Below are 18,159 nucleotides of genomic sequence, written 5' to 3'. Positions count from 1 at the left end.
GTATAAGTGATTCAAATTATGGGTAATTTACTATCATCACTTCCAAAAACTATTCACGCATCATTAGCTTTAGCCTTAATCTTTTTTCTAGGGTTATTTTATGGTAATGGTGGTTTTGATTTTGATACAATTTTTTGGAGTTGGTTGACAAGATTTATTCATGTAACGGTTGCTATAATGTGGATTGGGCTTCTTTGGTATTTTAACTTTGTACAAATTCCAAATATGCCAAAAATCCCTGATGAACAAAAACCTGCTATAGGTAAAGTTATTGCTCCAGCTGCATTGTTTTATTTTAGATACGCTGCATTACTGACAGTTCTTTCAGGATTAATTTTAGCTTATCTGAATGGTTATTTACACGATGCTATGACATTAGGTGGCGGTGGAAAAAATACAGCTATAGGTATTGGGATGTGGCTTGGTTTATATATGGCTTATAATGTTTGGTTTATAATTTGGCCAAATCAAAAAAGAGCATTAGGTATGGTTGAGTGTGAACCTGATATTAAAGCAAAATCAGCAAGAACAGCAATGTTGTTTTCAAGAACAAATACTCTTTTATCGATACCAATGTTACTTTCAATGGTAGCAGCTCAAAACCTTTATTAAATTTATTCCTTATCTTCTTTAAGGATTGTTTTTTGTGAAACTCTAAGTTTTACAAGTATAGGATTAGCTATATAAATTGAAGAATAAGTTCCAAATATAACACCCATTATCATGGCTAAAGAAAAACCTTTTAGTATTTCCCCACCAAATAAATAAATTGAAACTAAAGCAAGCAATGTTGTGGTTGACGTAATTATAGTTCTGGAAAGAGTTTCATTGATTGAGATATTTGTAAGTTCATAAATCTTGATATCAGAAAACTTTCTTAAATTTTCCCTAACTCTGTCATAAATAACAACAGTATCGTTCATTGAATAACCAACTATAGTTAAAACGGCGGCAACTATTGATAGATTTATTTCTAGACTGAATAGCGAGAAAAGACCTAGTGTTATAATAACATCATGGAATAAGGCTAAAATAGCACCTAAACTAAATTGCCATTCAAATCTTATCCATATGTAAAATAACATTGCAGCTAGAGATAGTGCAATTGCAATAATACCAGACTTTAATAATTCAGAACTTACTTTTGGACCTACATTTTCAACTCTTCTGAAATTAAAAGAGCCCCCCAAAGAAGATGTTAAATCTTTTTTAATAACCTCAATAGCGTTTGCACTTGTATCTTTTTTCTCCATCTTAATTAAAAAATCATTTTCATTACCAAATTTTTTAACATTAAAATCTCCTAAATTCATTTTATTAAAAGATTGTCTTAAAGAAGTAACGTTAATATTTTTATCATTAGACCTTAGTTCTATTAAGGTCCCACCTTTAAAATCTACACCAAAATTAAGTCCTTTAAAAAATAACAATAGAACAGATGCAACAACTAGACTTAAAGAGATAAGATTAAATAGTTTATAAAATTTATTAAAATTAATCATTTATATTAGGTTAGTTTTTTCTTTATTTCTTACCACGTAAAGACCCGTAAGCATTCTTGCAATAAAATAAACTGAAAACAGTGTAGTAAAAATTCCTACAGCTAAGGTCACAGAGAAGCCTTTAACAGGTCCGGAGCCCATAAAGAATAAGATTACAGCTGCAATTAATGTGGTTATATTTGCATCTATAATTGCAGTTTTTGATTTCACATAACCTGTATCAAAAGCTATTATATTATTTTTTTCTTTCTTGCATTCTTCTTTAATTCTTTCAAAAATTAATACATTAGCGTCAACTGCCATACCTACTGTTAAAATGATACCTGCTATTCCAGGAAGAGTTAATGTTGCTTCAAATAAAGTTAAAATACCAACTAAAAAGAATAAGTTAATTAGTAGTGTTATATTAGCAATTAGACCAAATATTTTGTATTTAAAAAACATAAAAATTATAACTAATAAAAAACCAATCATAAGAGCAATAACTCCAGCATTAATTGAGTCTTGACCAAGATCAGGTCCTACTGTTCTTTCTTCAATTATATTAAGTGGAGCTGGTAATGCTCCTGATCTTAATAGTAGAGCTAAGTCTGTTGCAGATTGGAACGTAAAATTTCCACTAATCTGGCCATTTCCACTTGCTATAGTATCTCTAATTACTGGAGCACTAACAATTTTACCATCTAGAACGATAGCTAATTGTTTGCCAACACCGGTACTAGTTGCTTTACCAAATCTTTTAGCCCCCACTCTATCAAGAGTAAATGATACTACTGTTTCGTTTGTTTGATTGTTCATTTGTGGTTGAGCATCCAGTAAATTCTCACCATTTAAGATTATTCTTTTACTAACCATTGCTTCGCTAGTTCCATCTTCAAACTGAAGCATTTCAGTTCCAAAAGTGTCATTATTATTTTGAGTGACAAATCTAAATGTTAAATTTGCAGTTTTTCCTAAAAGTGACTTTATACGCATAGGATCATCTAGACCCGGAAGTTCAACTAAAATTCTATTATTACCTCTTTTTAATATATTGGGCTCATTAGTACCAACCTCATCAACTCTTCTTCTAACTATTTCTAAAGCTTGATCTTGTGAAGAAGTTTTGATTTCTATAAGTCCATATTTTGAAAGAGTTAAAGTAAATTCATTATTTTGTATTTCTAAATCAAACTGATGAGATTTATATTGGTTATAGTATGGGTTAATATCACTTTCTTTATCAAGAAAAAAAGTTTCAACTAACTGAACATTATCATTTGATGTATTAAATATTATTTTTTTATTTACTATTCTCAGATCATTAAAAGATATTTTCTTATTTTTTAAAAAATTTCTAATAACAGTTGTTGTATTTTGTAATTTTTGAATTTCAACAGGACCGTTATCAATCTCAAGTAAAAGATATGAACCGCCCTGTAAATCTAAACCTAGATTTATCTTTTTTGAAATAAAGCTGTCTTCAGAATTCTGAAAATTTGATGCAGCAATAAAAATAAAAAAAATTGATACCAAAGAAACTAAGGTAATTCTTAATTTGGAAAAGTATAACACTTTAGTTAAATGTTATTTTTTTACTTCAGGGGAGTTAAGTAATCCTTGGATACCTGTAGATTTGATAATTTCAACTTTAACGTTGTCAGCAATTTGCACTTCAACTTTATCATTATCAATAATTCTTTCAACTGTACCAATAATACCAGCAGACGTTACAACCTTGTCTCCTCTTGATAAGTTTTCTACCATGGCTTTATGCTCTTTAACTTTCTTTTGTTGAGGTCTTATTAAAAAAAAGTAAAAAATAACAAAAATTAAAATTAGTGGTATAAATTGTCCTATTCCTGAATCCATTTTTCTCCTTGATTAAAGTGAATACTTACAACATCTATTAAATTAAAACAACTTTAAATCTTATTGATTTTCTCAATATTATTCATGTAAGGCCTTAAAACTTCAGGTACAATAATAGAGCCATCTTCTTGTTGATAATTTTCTAATATAGCAACTAATGTTCTACCAATCGCTAAACCACTGCCATTTAGCGTTCCAACAAAAACTGTTTCTTTTTTTTCGTTTTTATATCTAGCTTTCATTCTTCTTGCTTGAAACGATCCACATGAAGAGCAACTTGAGATTTCTCTATATTTATCTTCAGATGGAAGCCACACCTCAATATCAAAAGTTTTTTCAGCACTAAAGCCCATATCACCAGTACACAAAACTATTTTTCTATATGGAAGTTTTAGTAAATCTAAAATTTTAGTTGCACAATCAGTCATTCTATCTAGTTCTGGTAAGCACTTATCTGCCTCAACAATACTCACCATTTCAACCTTGTAAAATTGGTGTTGTCTAATCATGCCTTTTGTATCTTTACCGTAGCTACCTGCTTCTTTTCTAAAACATGGAGTTGAAGCAACCATTCGCATAGGAAGTTTTTTTTTATCAATAATTTGATCTTTTACAATATTGGTTAATATAACTTCAGCAGTTGGAATTAAAAACTTTCTGTCACTAGAATCATCTAATTTAAGTTCAAACTGATCATTATCGAATTTAGGTAATTGTCCTGTACCATACATAGTAGCATCTGTTGCAATTAGTGGAGGTGATATTTCCTCATAACCATTAGTATTGACATGTATATCAAGCATAAAATTTGATAAAGCTCTTTCTAACAGGGCCAATTTATCTTTTACAAAAACAAACCTAGAGCCGGTAGTTTTTGTGGCTAAATCAAAATCAAGCATGTTTAAGTTTTCACCTAATTCATAATGAGATTTGGGCTTAAATGTAAAATTATGTATTTTTCCTGATTTAGAAATTTCTATATTTGAATTTTCATCTTTACCTGTAGGAACGTCAGAATGAGGTATATTTGGTATTGATGATAAAATAGTTTCTAATTCATTTTTAACATTAGTTTGTAATTTATTAATATTATCTATTTCAGATGAAATTTTTTTAGATTTTTCAAAAAGTGACTGATCTTTAGATTTTGAAATATCTTTTTTTTCTTTTTCAAGCAGTTCTCTTTGTTGGATATATTCTCTATTGCTCTCATCCAATGATAAAATCTTATCGACATCTATATCTAGGAATCTTTTATTTAAAGCTTTTTTAAAAGGCTCAATATCATTTCTTATTTCTTTTATATTATGCATTTTTTTTATTTTTCTTATCAATAATGTTTACTGAAAATATAGATAATTCATATAAAATCAATAATGGTATTGCTAGTCCAATTTGAGTTATAGGATCAGGTGGTGTTAATAATGCAGCTGCTGCAAAAATCATTACAACAACATATTTTCTTTTTTCTCTAAGAAACTTAGCATTAACTATGCCAACTCTAGCTAACAAACTAAGAACAACTGGTAGCTGAAAACTTATACCAAATGCAAAAATTAATTTCATAACTAGAGAAAGATATTCACTAACTTTGGCTTCCAATTGGATGGGTAATCCTGTTGAGGCCCCTGTGCTTTCGAAAGAGAGAAAAAACTTTATGGCTAGTGGCATTATTAAATAATAAACAAGCATTCCTCCTAGAAAAAATAATATAGGCGTTAAAACTAGATAAGGAACGATTGCAATTTTTTCATGCTTATAGAGCCCTGGTGCAATAAATTTCCATATTTGTACCAATATATAGGGACAAGTTACAAAGAATGCTGCAAAAAAAGAAACCTTTAAGTATGTTAAAAATGTTTCCTGTAAAGCTGTAAAAATTAATCTTCTATCAGTTCCACTTTCATTTACTGCTTTAGCAAAAGGCTCAACTAAAAAACCATAGAGATGTTCTGAAAAAAAATAACATCCTATAAAAAAGATAAATAAAAAAATAAAAGAATGAATTAATCTTTTTCTGAGTTCAGTTAAATGACTTACAAAGCCACCTTCATTTTCAGATTTTGTCATTATCTTTTTTTTCTTTTATAGGTTTTTCTATTTCATTAGAATTAATATCGAGGTCAGCTACCTCATTTTGTATATTGCTAATATATCTTTTTGTGGTTCCAATCCATGAACCAACTTTTTTTAACATATGTGGGAAATCTTTTGGGCCAATAACAATGATTGCAACAGCTACTACTATTAAAATCTCAAACCAGCCAATAGTGGGCATTTAATTTATTCTTTGTCTTTGCTGTCTTGATTATTTTCTGAAACGTTACTATCTTGATTATTTTCTGAAACGTTTTTAGGCTCAGGTTCATCCGTGATATCTGTAGCCATACCTTTTTTAAAACTTTTTATACCTTTAGCTACATCACCCATTAGACTAGAAATTTTACCTCTACCAAATAAAAGGACTACTAAAATCACTACAATTGCTATTTGCCAAATTCCAATGCTCATAATATTTTATACCTCTTTTAAATTTAATTTTAAAGTAACTTTTTACTTTTCTTCTTCTGGACTTAGTGTTCCACCTAGCATCTCGTCGATATTTTCATAAATATCTTCTTTTTTTTTTATTTGTTTTTCTTTGTAAAATTTACCAGTACCAAATATTGCATTATCTATATTTGAGCTATCAATTAGACCGGCAGATCCCAATTCGTCAACTGTTGGTAAATCAGACAGTTTCTGAAGACTAAAATGACTTAAGAAATCATTAGTTGTTCCATACTGAATTGGCTTACCAGGAACATCTTTACGGCCTTGTGGTTTTACCCAATTGAGCTCCATTAAAATTTCAAGTGTATTTGTTCCAAAAGCAACACCTCTTATCTCTTCTATTTCAGCTCTAGTAACAGGTTGGTGATAAACAATTATAGCTAATGTTTCAACTGCAGCTCGAGATAGTTTTTTTTCTACAGTTTTTTCTTGAGACATAAGGTTTGATAAATTTTCAGAGGTTCTGAAAGACCATCTCTTAGAAATACAAACTAAATTAATTCCTCTTGATGAGTATTCTTTTTGAAGTTTCTCTAATGATTTTAAAACATCAATTTTTTTTGAAATTTTAGATTCGATAGTGTCGATATCTAACGGTTCAGCAGCAGCAAAAACAATTGCCTCAACTTCTCTTTCACCAGCATTCATTTTTGATGGGAAAGTAACTATATTGTCATTTATTTTTTTTATTTTCTTTTTTATTTTTGTCATTTTAGTTCTTTAATATAAATATCATCAAATAAATTTTCTTGTTTTATAGTTAAATTACCCTCTTTAACCAGCTCTAAAGATCCTGCAAAAATTCCAGCTTTACCTGTTCTTTTATATTTTGAACTATTCTTAAATGAAGGTGGTATTAATTCATTAATATTCCTCCAATCAATTAATTTACCAAAAAATTCTTTTATTCTTTTTATGCCATCTTCAGTGGTAAAAACTGGAAGTTTAGGAATATTCATTCTTTGAAAATCTTTAGTCATGATAATTGATGAATAAGATTTTAATAGTTCGTAAAGATTTAGTTTATATTCAGTACTGTATATAGATCGTATATTTCCTTTAATTCCTCTAAATCTTATTTCTCTTCCAAGTCTTTTTCTTTTTAACATTTGATCAGAAAGCAATCTAATCAACTCTAATTTTTTTAATTGTAATTTTAATTTTTCAGCAACTTCTAAAACTTTAAATTCTTCTTCTGGATTTCCTGGCAACAAAAGTTTTGATTTAAGATAAGTTAACCAGGTAGCCATCAATAAATATTCTGATGCAGACTCTAGATTAAGATCTTTTTCGTTAGTAATATAATTATGAAATTGATCAGCCAGTAATGTTATTGAAATATCTTCAAGGTTAACTTTTTGAGCTTTTGCCAAATCCAATAAAACATCAAGCGGGCCGTTATAATTATCAAGATCTACATTAAAATTTTTAGAATCGCTGTCAGACATATTAAATATTAACTTATAATCTTATAAAATTGTGATGTTTTTTTAATAATAAACTTACTTATAAATGGTGAATACAAAGCCACATCATTCATTTCTTTTAAATTTCCATTACAATGAAGAACTAGATCGCAACCAGCGCTAAAAGATCTTTTTGTATTAATTGCTATAGAGCCCTTTAAACTCTTCATTGATATATCATCAGTTATCAAAATATTCTTAAATTTAATATGGTTTCTTATTAATTTTATAATTTTCTTCGAATGTGTTGCGGTATTAACTTTATCGATATTTTTGTAAATAAGATGCGCTGTCATTGCAAACAGACTTTTTTTATTTTTGAATGCCATAAAATCATTATTATTTAGATGCCTTAATTCCTTGTTGATTGTAGGAGTTTTTTTATGACTATCAACTTTAGCCAAACCGTGACCAGGAATATGCTTTATTACAGTGGCAATTTTATTATTATGAAATTCATTGATACAAATATCACCAATTTGTGAAACAATCTTTGCATTACTTGAAAAAGCTCTGTCACCAATTATTGAGCTAGACCCTTTTGATCTTACGTCAAGAACGGGTAAAGTATTAATATTTATGCCTACAGTTTTTAATAATAAGACAGTTTTATTTATAAACTTTTTATATTCAGTATAAAATTCTTTTTCATCTTTAAGATAAAGATTGCCAAAAAATTCTCCTGTAAACTTATCTGCTTTAAAAAATTTACTTAATCTATTCACTCTCCCACCCTCTTGATCAATTAAAATAGGATATTTCTTATCATTAAATATTTTTCTAATTTCATCTGTTAATTTTTTAACTTGTGCAATATTTTTGATATTTCGCGAAAAAATTATTATTCCCCAGGGTTTATGTTTAATTAGAAATTTTTTTTCTTTAATCAATAATTTAGTTGATTTTAAACCAACTATAAAACTTTTACGATCATCCATCATTATTTATTAATTTCCAAAAATTGTAATTCTTTTTGTTTTTATCTATGCTTTTTTCAACATATTCTACGATATTAACAGTATCACTATTAAGTAAAATAAGATTACGAGAATAATTTTCAGTTTTATCTTCAATATTTTTTAAAGATCTATATGAATTTTTTTTATTTTCATTTGAAAAGTAGTATTTGAAAGATAGAAAAAAAAATAAAACTATAACAATTAAAAATAAAAGATATTTAAGTTCTTTTAACATTACATTTTTTGCGGAGTATCCACTCCGACAATGTCCATTCCAGATTTGATAACATTAGATATAACTTTTAAAAAAACTAACTTATCATTTGATATTTTCTTTTGTTCGTTAATAAATCTTTTTGATGGATCATCTTTACCCATATTCCAATAAGAATGGAATTCTGATGATAGCTCATAAAGATAAACTGGTATTCTGTGGGGTTCAAGTCTTAAACTTGCAGCTTCAATACATTTGGGCCATTCAGCTATTTTTTTTAATATCTTTATTTCGTCTCCAGTGTATTCAAATTCGTAATCATTTATATTCAAATCATTTTCTATATTAAGATCTACATGTCTAAAAACAGATGATATTCTAGCATAACAATACTGGACATAGTAAAGAGGGTTATCTTTTGATTTTTCTTTAACTTTTGTAAAGTCAAAATCCAACTCTACATCGCTACTTCTATTAAGCATAATAAATCTAGTAGCATCCCTACCAACTTCAGCAATCAAGTCTTCAACTGTTATATAGTCACCTTTTCTTTTTGACATTTTGAAAGGTTTTCCATCTTTGATTAGTTTAACAAGTTGGCTTACCTTACAAATTAATTTTTTTTTATCTCCAGATAGCGCCTCAACGACAGAAGTTATCCTTTTTATATAACCGGCATGGTCAGCTCCCAATATATTAATAAGTGTATCGTAATTTCTATTCAATTTATTATCGTGATAAGCCACATCACTAGCAAAGTAAGTCCATGATTTATCAGATTTTTGAAGTGCTCTATCTTTGTCATCACCAAAATCCGTTGATTTAAATAAAAGTTGCTCTCTTTCAACCCAATTTTGATCATCCTCACCTTTGGGAGCCTTAATTTTTCCACTATAAACTAGTTTTTTATCCTTTAATTTGTCTATTGCTTTTTGAACTTCATTATTCAGGACAATATCAGTTTCACTAGTAAATTTATCGTGCACTATTCCAAGGTTTGATAAATTGTTTTTAATTAATTTTAAAGATTCAGAAACCGATAATAAAGTTAGTTCTTTTGAAACATCCTCAAATTTATCAAATTTTAAAACTTTGTTAGATTCTATAATATTTTTTGCAATATCAACTAAGTAATCACCAGGATATAAATCTGAGTTTTCAATAGGGAACTTTTCGTTAAAAAGCATTTCTCTAATTCTAAAAAAAACAGACTTTGTAAAATTTATGATCTGATTGCCATAATCGTTTACATAATATTCCTTAGAAACATCATGTTTGTTAAAAATTAATATATTTGAAATTACATCTCCTAATATTGCTCCTCTACAATGCCCAACATGAAGAGGGCCTGTAGGATTAGCTGAAACAAATTCTACAAGATATTTCTTTTTTTTTCTTTTTTATTGACACCGTAATCTTTGTAATTTTGATTAACACTTTTAATAAAATTGTTCCAATATACTGTCTTAAATTTAATATTAATAAATCCTGGTTTTGCTACAGAAATAGCTTCAATTTTTTCATCTTCATTTTTAATTAATTCAATTAGAGTGTTTGCAATATCAATTGGAGATTTTTTATTAGCCTTAGAGAGAACCATAGCTACATTAGTTGATATATCGCAGTCAAAATTTGAAGGTGGTATATCTACATTAATCCCATTTAAGGATTCAGGCAATTCTAAAAAACCATCTTTATTTAACTTTTTAATCAAAGTTGTTATTTTATCTAAATAGAGATCAAAAATGTTCATTAAAAACTTTTGTTTAAATTGATTGCATATCTATCTGTCATACCTGAAATAAAATCAGCTATTACTCTATTAGGATCATTCTTTAGTTGGTCAGCATTTAAGAATTTTTTTGGCTTATTCTTAATTTTATAAAAAAGTTTAGTAACAATTTTTTTTCCATGATTATTTTTTAACAATACTTTCTTATTGTTATACATTTTGCTTCTTAAAAAAAACCTAACTTCTTTTTCAATTTTTAGGAATTTATTAGAAAAGCATACTATAGGATTATCTAATTTATAAACATCTTTTAACGATTTAACTTTATTAGTTTTTAAATTATTTTTAGTATTTTTAATCAAATCTCTAACCATTAAATCAATTGAGTCTCTTATTATTTGATATATCAAAATATCTTTATTATTATTTTTAATATTACTTTTGTGCGATTTATAAATATCTTTAAAAAAATTAATTTCAATCAAGTCGTTTAAGTTAAACATTTTGGCTCTAATTCCATCTTGTATGTCGTGATTATTATAAGCAATGTCATCTGAGATTGATGATATTTGAGCTTCCAATGAACCAGAGTTAGTAAAATTTATTTTATTTTTAAAACTTTTCAATCCAACCAGCCTATTAACTGAAGATAGGTCTTCAATTGGACCATTGTGTTTTAGTAATCCGTCTAAAGTTTCCAATGTTAAGTTTAAGCCTTTAAATTTAAGGTATTTGTGCTCAAGAAACATAATTATTCTTAAAGTTTGAAGATTGTGATCAAAGCCTCCAAAGTTAACCATACATTCATTAAGAGCATCTTCTCCAGCATGTCCAAATGGTGTGTGTCCCAAGTCATGAGCCAAACTTAAGGTTTCAGCTAGATCATCGTTTAAACCTAAATGTTTTGCTATTGATCTTGCAATTTGTGCAACTTCAATTGAATGGGTAATTCTAGTTCTAAAATGATCCCCTTCTGTATTAACAAAAACTTGTGTTTTATGCTTTAGTCTTCTGAATGAGGCACTGTGAATAATCCTATCTCTATCTCTTTGAAATGGTGTTCTATAAAGTGAATTAGCTTCTTTAAAAATACGACCTTTACTTTTAGATAGAGCTAAATTTGAGTAATTATTCATACTTTAAATTTAATAAATTGATATTATATTACTAATATCAGTGTTGTTATATGATTAAAGAAATTAAATTTACAGATAAAGCTATAAAACAGATTAATAATTTGTTGTCTCAAAAAGATCCAGGGTCATTTTTTAGAATCGCTATTAAAGGTGGTGGTTGCTCAGGTTTTCAATATGAGTTTACTTTCGACAATAAATTAGAGGCAGATGATTTAAAACATGAAAATATTCTCATTGATAAAACTTCAGCAGACCTTTTAAAAGGTTCAGAAGTTGACTTTGTTTCAGAACTAATTGGTGATCAATTCAAAATCTCTAATCCTCAAAGCAAATCTTCTTGTGGTTGTGGTGTTTCGTTCTCCATATAATGATTATCACATCTTGGAATGTTAATTCAGTTAGAGCAAGAATTGAAAATATTAAAGAATACCTTCAAAAATTTTCTCCTGATGTTGTTTTGATGCAAGAGATCAAAACTCAAGATGATACCTTTCCCTATGATGATTTTTCATCATTAGATTATGAAAGCCATGTATTTGGACAAAAAAGTTATAACGGCGTAGCAATCATTTCTAAGCATAAACTAGAAAATGTTAAATTAGATTTAATTAAAGATAAGTTAAAACAATCTAGAATTATTTCAGCAGAGTTAAAACATAAGAAGAAAAATATTCAACTAATTAACATCTACACACCAAATGGTAATCCTGTAGATACTGATAAATATACTTATAAAAAAGAATGGCTAAATAGTTTGATTAAACAACTAAAAACTCTTTCAAAGAAAAATGAAAATATTATTTTAGCAGGTGATTTTAATATTCTTCCTTCAGCGGAAGATGCTTATAATATTAAAGGGTTTGAAGATGACGCTTTATACAGACTTGAGATAAGAAAAAAATTTAGAGAAATGATTAATCTAGGTTTTCATGATGCTTATCGTCATATTCATGGTGAAACAGAAGGTTATACTTATTGGGATTATATGAGAGGTGCTTGGCAGAAAAATAACGGGTTAAGAATTGATCACTTTTTAGTATCAAATTCTTTATTAAATATAGTTAAGAATGTTAATATTAATAAAGACCCCAGAGGAAAAGAAAAACCTTCAGATCACACACCTATTGAAATTGAATTAACTTAAAGATTTAATTTTATTAACAAGTTCTTCATTAATATTTCTTGGTCCTTTATCTAGCCTATTTTTATGCCTTCTTTCACCTGGAAGTCTAACACCCTCCATAGCTGACATTTTACTAAAAAACTCATCAGCATGCTTGTTCCAACCTTTACCAGAAATTTTCTCAGGTGAGATTGCTATAATAAATTCACCACCACTTGGAGGACCGCCATCGTTATTATCTTTAGCAGCAGTTTCAAAACTAAAATTTTCACCAATTAATGCACCAGCTAATAGTTCAACCATCATTGCTATGCTAGATCCTTTATAGCCACCAAAAGGAAGTATAACTCCACCATCAGCGATTTCTCCAGGATCGGTTGTTTCTTTACCTTCTTTAGTTAAACCTGTTCCAAGAGGAACTTTGTGCCCTTCTCTTTTTGCAATCTGAACTTCACCCATTGCCATTGAAGCAGTTGCCATATCGTAGACAACTGGGGTTTTACCAGGTCTAGGCCAAGCAAAAGAAATTGGATTTGTGCCATATAAAGGTTTTGTAGCACCCGCTGGGGCAACGGCTGGTTTGTAAGATGTGCAAGCGATACCAACAAGACCTGCTTCTGCAATAGCTTCAGTTTCAGGCCAAAGAGCTGCCATGTGATGTGAATTTTTTATAGCAAGAACAGCTACACCATTTTTTTTAGCCAAATCAATAACAGCAGGTAATCCTAGACTTAAAACCATAGGAGCAACTGCATTGTTACCTAATACTTTAATAATACTTGGAGCAACATTTTCTAATTCAGGTCTTGCTTTACCATTAATCTTTTTACTTTTTAAGCCAGCCACGTAAGCAGGCAATCTAAACAAACCATGAGAAACAGAACCATCTCTTTCAGCTCTCATAATAGTATCTGCTAAAATACTAGCATTTTCCTCATCACAACCATTAGCTAATAATGTTTTTTTAGCTAGTTCTAAAATTTCATTTAATGTTAAGGATACTGTATTCATTTATTTTGCTTTACATTTTTTGCATAAACCAAAAAACTCTAAATTATATTTATTATATTGCATTCCGGTATCGTCTTCAAAATTAGTTAAATATTTTGAAAGTTTTGGATTATTAATTTCAGAAACATTTTCACATTTATTACATATTGAAAAAGCTGTTGCTTGTGAAATTTCACAACTAGAACTTTTACATGCTATAAAAGCATTTCGACTTTCAATTTTATGTATTTTTCCAATCTCTACTAATTTATCTAGTGCTCTATAAACTTGTAGTGGTGCTTTAATTCCTTTTTTTTTAACATTAAATAAAATGGAATAAGCCTTAAGTGGTTCTTTAGCTTTTTCTATAAAATCAAAAATAATTTGCTGATTTTTAGATAAAAATTCTTCTTTATGATTCATATATACTTCTAACAATTGCACACTAGTTTTTCAATCGAGTGAATTTATTTATTTTTGTTAATGACAAGATAAACAAAACTAATGCTGCTGTGATTATGGATGGTCCTGACGGTGAGTTTAATTCTAATGAAGCAAATAAACCCACAATTACTGACAGCAATCCACCTATTACAGAATAAACAACCATTTGAATTGGATTATTAGAAAGATTACGTGCCATAGCAGCAGGAATAATTAACATTCCTGTAATTAACAATAATCCAACCATTTTAATAGAAATTGCAATTATAGCAGCCATTAGAATAGTAAAAATTGCATTTACTCTTGCTGGGTTCATACTCTCAGCTTCAGCTAATTCATAATTAACTGTTGAAGCAAAAAGTGGTTTCCAAATAATCTTTAAAACTAATAATATTAATACCCCACCAATCCAAATAATAAATATGTCATTTGGAGCTACAGCAAGAATATCACCAAACAATAGTCCCATTATATCAAAACGAATAAATGATAAAAAGCTAATCACCACTAAACCTACAGCTAAAGATGAGTGAGCCAGCAATCCTAATAAGGCATCACCAGGCAAGTTGGTAGTTTTTTGTAGCTTTAACAAAACTAGTGCTACAGCTGAAGAAATAAAAAAAACTGATAAAGCAATATTAATATCAAAAGATAAAGCTAAAGTTACGCCAAGTAATGCAGAATGAGATAAAGTATCACCAAAAAAAGATAGTCTTCTCCAAATAACAAAACATCCAAGAGGACCAGCAACTAAAGCAATGCCTATGCCAGCAATTAGAGCTCTTATAAAAAAATCATCTAGCATTATCAATGTTTCTTTTCTTTAATACTACCATCGGTAGAATGGGTATGATCATGCTTATGCTCGTATACAGATAATAGTGTTGATGCTTGGTCTCCAAATAATTCTTTATAGTTTTTGTTGTTTGCAACATTCGTGGGAGTTCCAGAGCAACAAACATGCCCGTTTAAACAAACAACATAATCCGTTTTAGACATAACCACATTTAGATCGTGAGAAATTAATAATATTCCACAATTAAGTTCATCAGAAATTTTTTTGATTAATTCGTAAAGTGCAATTTCTCCTGAAAAATCTACACCTTGAACTGGTTCATCTAAAACAAGTAAATCAGGTTTTTTTGCTATTGCTCTAGCCATTAAAACTCTTTGAAATTCTCCACCCGACAGACTTCTTAAATCATTATGCTTAAGATGCTCTACTTCTGTTAATTTTAAAGCACTTACAACTTCATCAAATTGAAGCGTTTGAGTTAAACTCATAAAATCAATTACTCTAATTGGCAACGTCCAATCGATTGATATTTTTTGAGGCACATAACCAATCTTATTTGTATTTTTGGTAACTTTTCCTTCGATATTTTTATGAATTCCTAATGCAATTTTTGCTGTTGTGGTTTTACCAGATCCGTTAGGGCCTATTAAAGTTAAAATTTTACCTCTTTCAATTTCTAAAGATACATCATGGACTAACCATTTATTATCTTGAAAAATTCCAACATTTTCTAATTTAATTAATATTTCTTTTTTATTTAAATTCATTTTATTTTAAAAAACGACTTGACTAATTAAATATGTTATATTATTACGCTTTGTTATATTATAACATTAACTTAAAGCAAATTAAAACTATGAAAAAAATACATTTAATATCAACATTAATTGGACTATTAGTATTTTCAACAATATCAAAAGCAGACTTAAAAGTTGTAACATCTATTAAACCTATCCACTCATTGGCTAGTTATATAATGGATGGTGTAGGTTCGCCAGGATTAATAGTTGATGGTTATAATTCACCTCATAGTTTCCAGTTAAAACCCTCTCACGCAAAAATGTTAGAACAGGCAGATATCATATTTTGGATTGGAGAAGACTTAGAAAATTTTTTAGAAAAACCGCTAGCTACAATTGCTAAGAAAGCTGAAAAGATTGAATTACTAGAAATTAAAGGCATTAAAAAATTAAAATTCAGAGAAAGAAATATTTTTGAAGAACATGAAGGTCACGATGATCACGGAGATGATGCTAAAAAAGAAGAGCACGATGATCACGGAGATGATGCTAAGAAAGAAGAGCATGATGATCATGATGATCATGGGCATGGTGAATATGATCCACACATTTGGTTAGATCCAATTAATGCAAAAGTGATATTAAATGAGATAACTGAACATTTAATTGAAAATGATTCAAAAAATGCAGCTACTTATAAATCTAATTTAGCTAAAGCTAGATCTGGTATTGATAAGCTAATAATTGATGTAATTACTGAAACTAATACGGACCTTAGTTACGTAGTATTTCATGATGCATATCAATATTATGAAAATAGATTTAATGTAAACATACTTGGTGCAATGACTGTTAATCCTGATGTTATGCCTGGTGCAGAACAAATTCATGAAATTCATGAAGTCATTGAACATGATAATGTGAATTGTATATTATCAGAGCCTCAATTTAATCCTGATATAATCAAATCTATTGCCAAAGATACAAGTGTAAAAACTGGTGTCTTGGATCCACTAGGTGCTAATCTAAAGCCAGGAAAAGATTTATATTTTGATTTAATCAGAAATATGTCGGCTTCATTTAATTGCTAATATTATTTAGTAATTAAATAAAGATTTCAGTCTCTTCTATATTGTAATAAAATCCTCATAAAACTTACATAAAGAGGAGACTATGTTTATTAAAAAATACCTTAAATGGATCAGTACTGCTTTAGTATTAACTGGAATATTATTAACTAATTTAAATATCTACCCTATTAACATCTACTTCCATGGTCTTGGAGTTATTGGTTGGACGATAGCTGGATTTATATCAAAAGATAAAGCTATATTAACAAACTTTGGTTTGCAGATACCACTGTTCTTAATAGGTATTTATAAGGTGATATTTTAGTATCTATAAAGCCTTAATAAGTTGTATTTAAAATATTTTACAACTAGACAAAATTATTAATTAATATAATTAACGATGAATCATCTTTCCTCAAACAATATTAATAAATTCTCTATATAGACTTCAACTTTGAATAATATAATGATCGATGAATCAACTCATCACAAAAAATATTAATAAATTTATCTATAGATAAAATTTCTCTTCTCTATTAAATCGACCTCAAGAATAAGAATCGTTCGAAATGGAAAACAATAAAGATAAATAAAAAATAGGAAAAACAAGATGGAAATGACAACAATATATACGATCGTCGGTTTTGCTTTAGCGGGATATAGCGTTATAGCAAATGATTCAATTCAAACGCTTGGAACATTTATAGCGTCAAAACAAAAATGGTTTAAATGGTATACGCTAGCAAGCGCTGCATCATTTGTGATGATACTTGCAATCACATGGGGCTGGTACAGCAATGCTGGTGATATATCTTATGGAAGATTAACTAGAATTCCTTTCCAAGAAATACAGTGGTATCATGCTGTGGCTCCTGGAATACTTTTAGTATTAACAAGAATAGGTATACCTGTTTCAACTACTTTTTTAGTACTGTCAGCATTTGCATCAACTGTAGTGCTTGAAAAAATGCTTATGAAGAGTGTTGTAGGATACGGTTTAGCAGCTGTTGCAGCATACATTTGTTGGATAATAGTATCTAAATTTATCAATGAGAAATTTGATGAAGTTGAAGATAAATGGATAGGTTTTTGGAGAAACTCTGTATGGGTAACTTCTGCTTGGTTATGGTGGGTTTGGTTATCTCACGACGTAGCTAATATAGCCGTATATCTTCCAAGACAAATAGATGTAAATTTATTATTAATTGTTCTTGCATACTTTACAGCTCTTCTTTTTTATATCTTCTACATAAACGGAGGAACAATTCAAAAAGTTGTTTTAGATAAAACTGGAACTAGGTACGCAAGATCAGCAACAATAATTAATGTAATTTATGCTGCAGTTCTTTACTACTTTAAAGAACTTAATGATTTACCAATGTCAACAACTTGGGTATTTGTTGGTTTGTTGTGTGGTAGAGAGCTTGCAATATCTACAATGAATAAAGACTATAAGTTCAAGTATGTCTTTCCTTTAATTGGTAAAGACTTCCTTAAAATGACTATAGGATTGACGGTGTCAGTTGCAATTGTATTAGCAATTCACTACATCATTATTCCAAATAATTGGTTTTAAATATTAA

The 18,159-nt window shown here is 28.9% G+C and carries 22 protein-coding genes and 1 pseudogene; 6 read left to right on the top strand and 17 right to left on the bottom strand.

Annotated features, from left to right (window positions below):
- Positions 1-18: 18 nt before the first annotated feature.
- Complete coding sequence (locus tag ABXT55_RS03175; RefSeq protein WP_415285304.1) at positions 19-612, top strand: urate hydroxylase PuuD; 594 nt, start codon at positions 19-21, stop codon at positions 610-612.
- Between the two features lie 2 nt (positions 613-614).
- Here the strand turns inward: ABXT55_RS03175 and secF are convergent, their stop codons facing one another.
- The 13 genes and pseudogenes from secF to ABXT55_RS03110 form a co-directional block, all read right to left on the bottom strand.
- A complete protein-coding gene (secF, locus tag ABXT55_RS03170) occupies positions 615-1,502 on the bottom strand; it encodes a protein translocase subunit SecF (RefSeq protein ID WP_415285303.1) in 888 nt (295 codons plus the stop codon).
- Positions 1,503-3,056, bottom strand: coding sequence for a protein translocase subunit SecD (secD, locus tag ABXT55_RS03165; protein WP_415285302.1), 1,554 nt, complete (start codon positions 3,054-3,056; stop codon positions 1,503-1,505).
- 12 nt (positions 3,057-3,068) lie between these two features.
- Positions 3,069-3,353 (bottom strand): preprotein translocase subunit YajC, encoded by a 285-nt coding sequence (yajC, locus tag ABXT55_RS03160; RefSeq protein ID WP_271482606.1) that lies wholly within the window; start codon positions 3,351-3,353, stop codon positions 3,069-3,071.
- Positions 3,354-3,406: 53 nt separating this feature from the next.
- Positions 3,407-4,666: a serine--tRNA ligase gene (gene serS / locus ABXT55_RS03155; protein WP_415285301.1), complete on the bottom strand. Its 1,260-nt coding sequence runs from the start codon at positions 4,664-4,666 to the stop codon at positions 3,407-3,409.
- Positions 4,659-5,423, bottom strand: coding sequence for a twin-arginine translocase subunit TatC (gene tatC / locus ABXT55_RS03150; protein ID WP_415276262.1), 765 nt, complete (start codon positions 5,421-5,423; stop codon positions 4,659-4,661). The genes serS and tatC overlap by 8 nt, the downstream gene beginning before the upstream one ends.
- Positions 5,410-5,631, bottom strand: coding sequence for a Sec-independent protein translocase protein TatB (tatB, locus tag ABXT55_RS03145; RefSeq protein ID WP_415285300.1), 222 nt, complete (start codon positions 5,629-5,631; stop codon positions 5,410-5,412). Before tatB ends, tatC begins: the two co-directional genes overlap by 14 nt.
- Positions 5,632-5,636: 5 nt before the next feature.
- Positions 5,637-5,864 carry a twin-arginine translocase TatA/TatE family subunit gene (gene tatA / locus ABXT55_RS03140; RefSeq protein ID WP_415285299.1) on the bottom strand — a complete coding sequence of 76 codons (228 nt, stop codon included), beginning with the start codon at positions 5,862-5,864 and terminating at the stop codon, positions 5,637-5,639.
- A gap of 42 nt (positions 5,865-5,906) precedes the next feature.
- Positions 5,907-6,617: an SMC-Scp complex subunit ScpB gene (gene scpB / locus ABXT55_RS03135; RefSeq protein WP_415285298.1), complete on the bottom strand. Its 711-nt coding sequence runs from the start codon at positions 6,615-6,617 to the stop codon at positions 5,907-5,909.
- Positions 6,614-7,354: a segregation and condensation protein A gene (locus ABXT55_RS03130; RefSeq protein ID WP_415285297.1), complete on the bottom strand. Its 741-nt coding sequence runs from the start codon at positions 7,352-7,354 to the stop codon at positions 6,614-6,616. The genes scpB and ABXT55_RS03130 overlap by 4 nt, the downstream gene beginning before the upstream one ends.
- A gap of 8 nt (positions 7,355-7,362) precedes the next feature.
- On the bottom strand, positions 7,363-8,313 hold the full coding sequence (locus ABXT55_RS03125) for a glycoside hydrolase family 3 N-terminal domain-containing protein (RefSeq protein WP_415285296.1): 951 nt from the start codon (positions 8,311-8,313) through the stop codon (positions 7,363-7,365).
- Complete coding sequence (locus ABXT55_RS03120; RefSeq protein WP_415276259.1) at positions 8,303-8,566, bottom strand: hypothetical protein; 264 nt, start codon at positions 8,564-8,566, stop codon at positions 8,303-8,305. The genes ABXT55_RS03125 and ABXT55_RS03120 overlap by 11 nt, the downstream gene beginning before the upstream one ends.
- Positions 8,566-10,298: pseudogene (gene argS, locus ABXT55_RS03115) on the bottom strand (arginine--tRNA ligase). Before argS ends, ABXT55_RS03120 begins: the two are co-directional and overlap by 1 nt.
- Positions 10,298-11,413, bottom strand: a complete 1,116-nt coding sequence (locus ABXT55_RS03110) for a deoxyguanosinetriphosphate triphosphohydrolase (RefSeq protein WP_415285295.1) — start codon at positions 11,411-11,413, stop codon at positions 10,298-10,300. Before ABXT55_RS03110 ends, argS begins: the two are co-directional and overlap by 1 nt.
- Positions 11,414-11,463: 50 nt before the next feature.
- On the opposite strand from ABXT55_RS03110, the gene ABXT55_RS03105 reads away from it, so the two are divergent.
- The gene (locus ABXT55_RS03105) at positions 11,464-11,781 is read left to right on the top strand and encodes a HesB/IscA family protein (RefSeq protein WP_415285294.1); all 318 of its coding nucleotides are present in this window, start codon (positions 11,464-11,466) and stop codon (positions 11,779-11,781) included.
- A complete protein-coding gene (xth, locus tag ABXT55_RS03100; RefSeq protein WP_415285293.1) occupies positions 11,781-12,557 on the top strand; it encodes an exodeoxyribonuclease III in 777 nt (258 codons plus the stop codon). Before ABXT55_RS03105 ends, xth begins: the two co-directional genes overlap by 1 nt.
- Here xth and ABXT55_RS03095 read toward each other — a convergent pair.
- Genes ABXT55_RS03095 through ABXT55_RS03080 form a run of 4 tightly spaced genes read right to left on the bottom strand, consistent with a single transcriptional unit; the run spans position 12,549 to position 15,533 of the window.
- Positions 12,549-13,547: an Ldh family oxidoreductase gene (locus ABXT55_RS03095; protein WP_415285292.1), complete on the bottom strand. Its 999-nt coding sequence runs from the start codon at positions 13,545-13,547 to the stop codon at positions 12,549-12,551. The two genes, xth and ABXT55_RS03095, sit on opposite strands and share 9 nt — an antisense overlap.
- Complete coding sequence (locus ABXT55_RS03090; protein ID WP_415285291.1) at positions 13,548-13,949, bottom strand: Fur family transcriptional regulator; 402 nt, start codon at positions 13,947-13,949, stop codon at positions 13,548-13,550. It lies immediately after the preceding gene.
- A 22-nt stretch (positions 13,950-13,971) separates the two neighbouring features.
- Positions 13,972-14,775, bottom strand: a complete 804-nt coding sequence (locus ABXT55_RS03085; protein ID WP_415285290.1) for a metal ABC transporter permease — start codon at positions 14,773-14,775, stop codon at positions 13,972-13,974.
- Between the two features lie 2 nt (positions 14,776-14,777).
- A complete protein-coding gene (locus ABXT55_RS03080) occupies positions 14,778-15,533 on the bottom strand; it encodes an ATP-binding cassette domain-containing protein (protein ID WP_415285289.1) in 756 nt (251 codons plus the stop codon).
- An 89-nt stretch (positions 15,534-15,622) separates the two neighbouring features.
- Here ABXT55_RS03080 and ABXT55_RS03075 point away from each other — a divergent pair, with 89 nt between their 5' ends.
- From ABXT55_RS03075 to ABXT55_RS03065, 3 genes are all read left to right on the top strand, one after another.
- A complete protein-coding gene (locus ABXT55_RS03075) occupies positions 15,623-16,597 on the top strand; it encodes a zinc ABC transporter substrate-binding protein (RefSeq protein WP_415285288.1) in 975 nt (324 codons plus the stop codon).
- A gap of 82 nt (positions 16,598-16,679) precedes the next feature.
- Entirely contained in the window at positions 16,680-16,901 is a 222-nt protein-coding gene (locus ABXT55_RS03070) for a DUF6552 family protein (protein WP_271482642.1), read from the top strand.
- A 291-nt stretch (positions 16,902-17,192) separates the two neighbouring features.
- The gene (locus tag ABXT55_RS03065) at positions 17,193-18,152 is read left to right on the top strand and encodes a hypothetical protein (RefSeq protein WP_415285287.1); all 960 of its coding nucleotides are present in this window, start codon (positions 17,193-17,195) and stop codon (positions 18,150-18,152) included.
- The last annotated feature ends 7 nt before the right edge of the window (positions 18,153-18,159 follow it).

Origin of the sequence: Candidatus Pelagibacter sp. Uisw_130 (assembly GCF_047722505.1) — a bacterium.
Classification (GTDB): domain Bacteria; phylum Pseudomonadota; class Alphaproteobacteria; order Pelagibacterales; family Pelagibacteraceae; genus Pelagibacter.
This window is presented reverse-complemented; position numbering and strand designations above follow the sequence as displayed.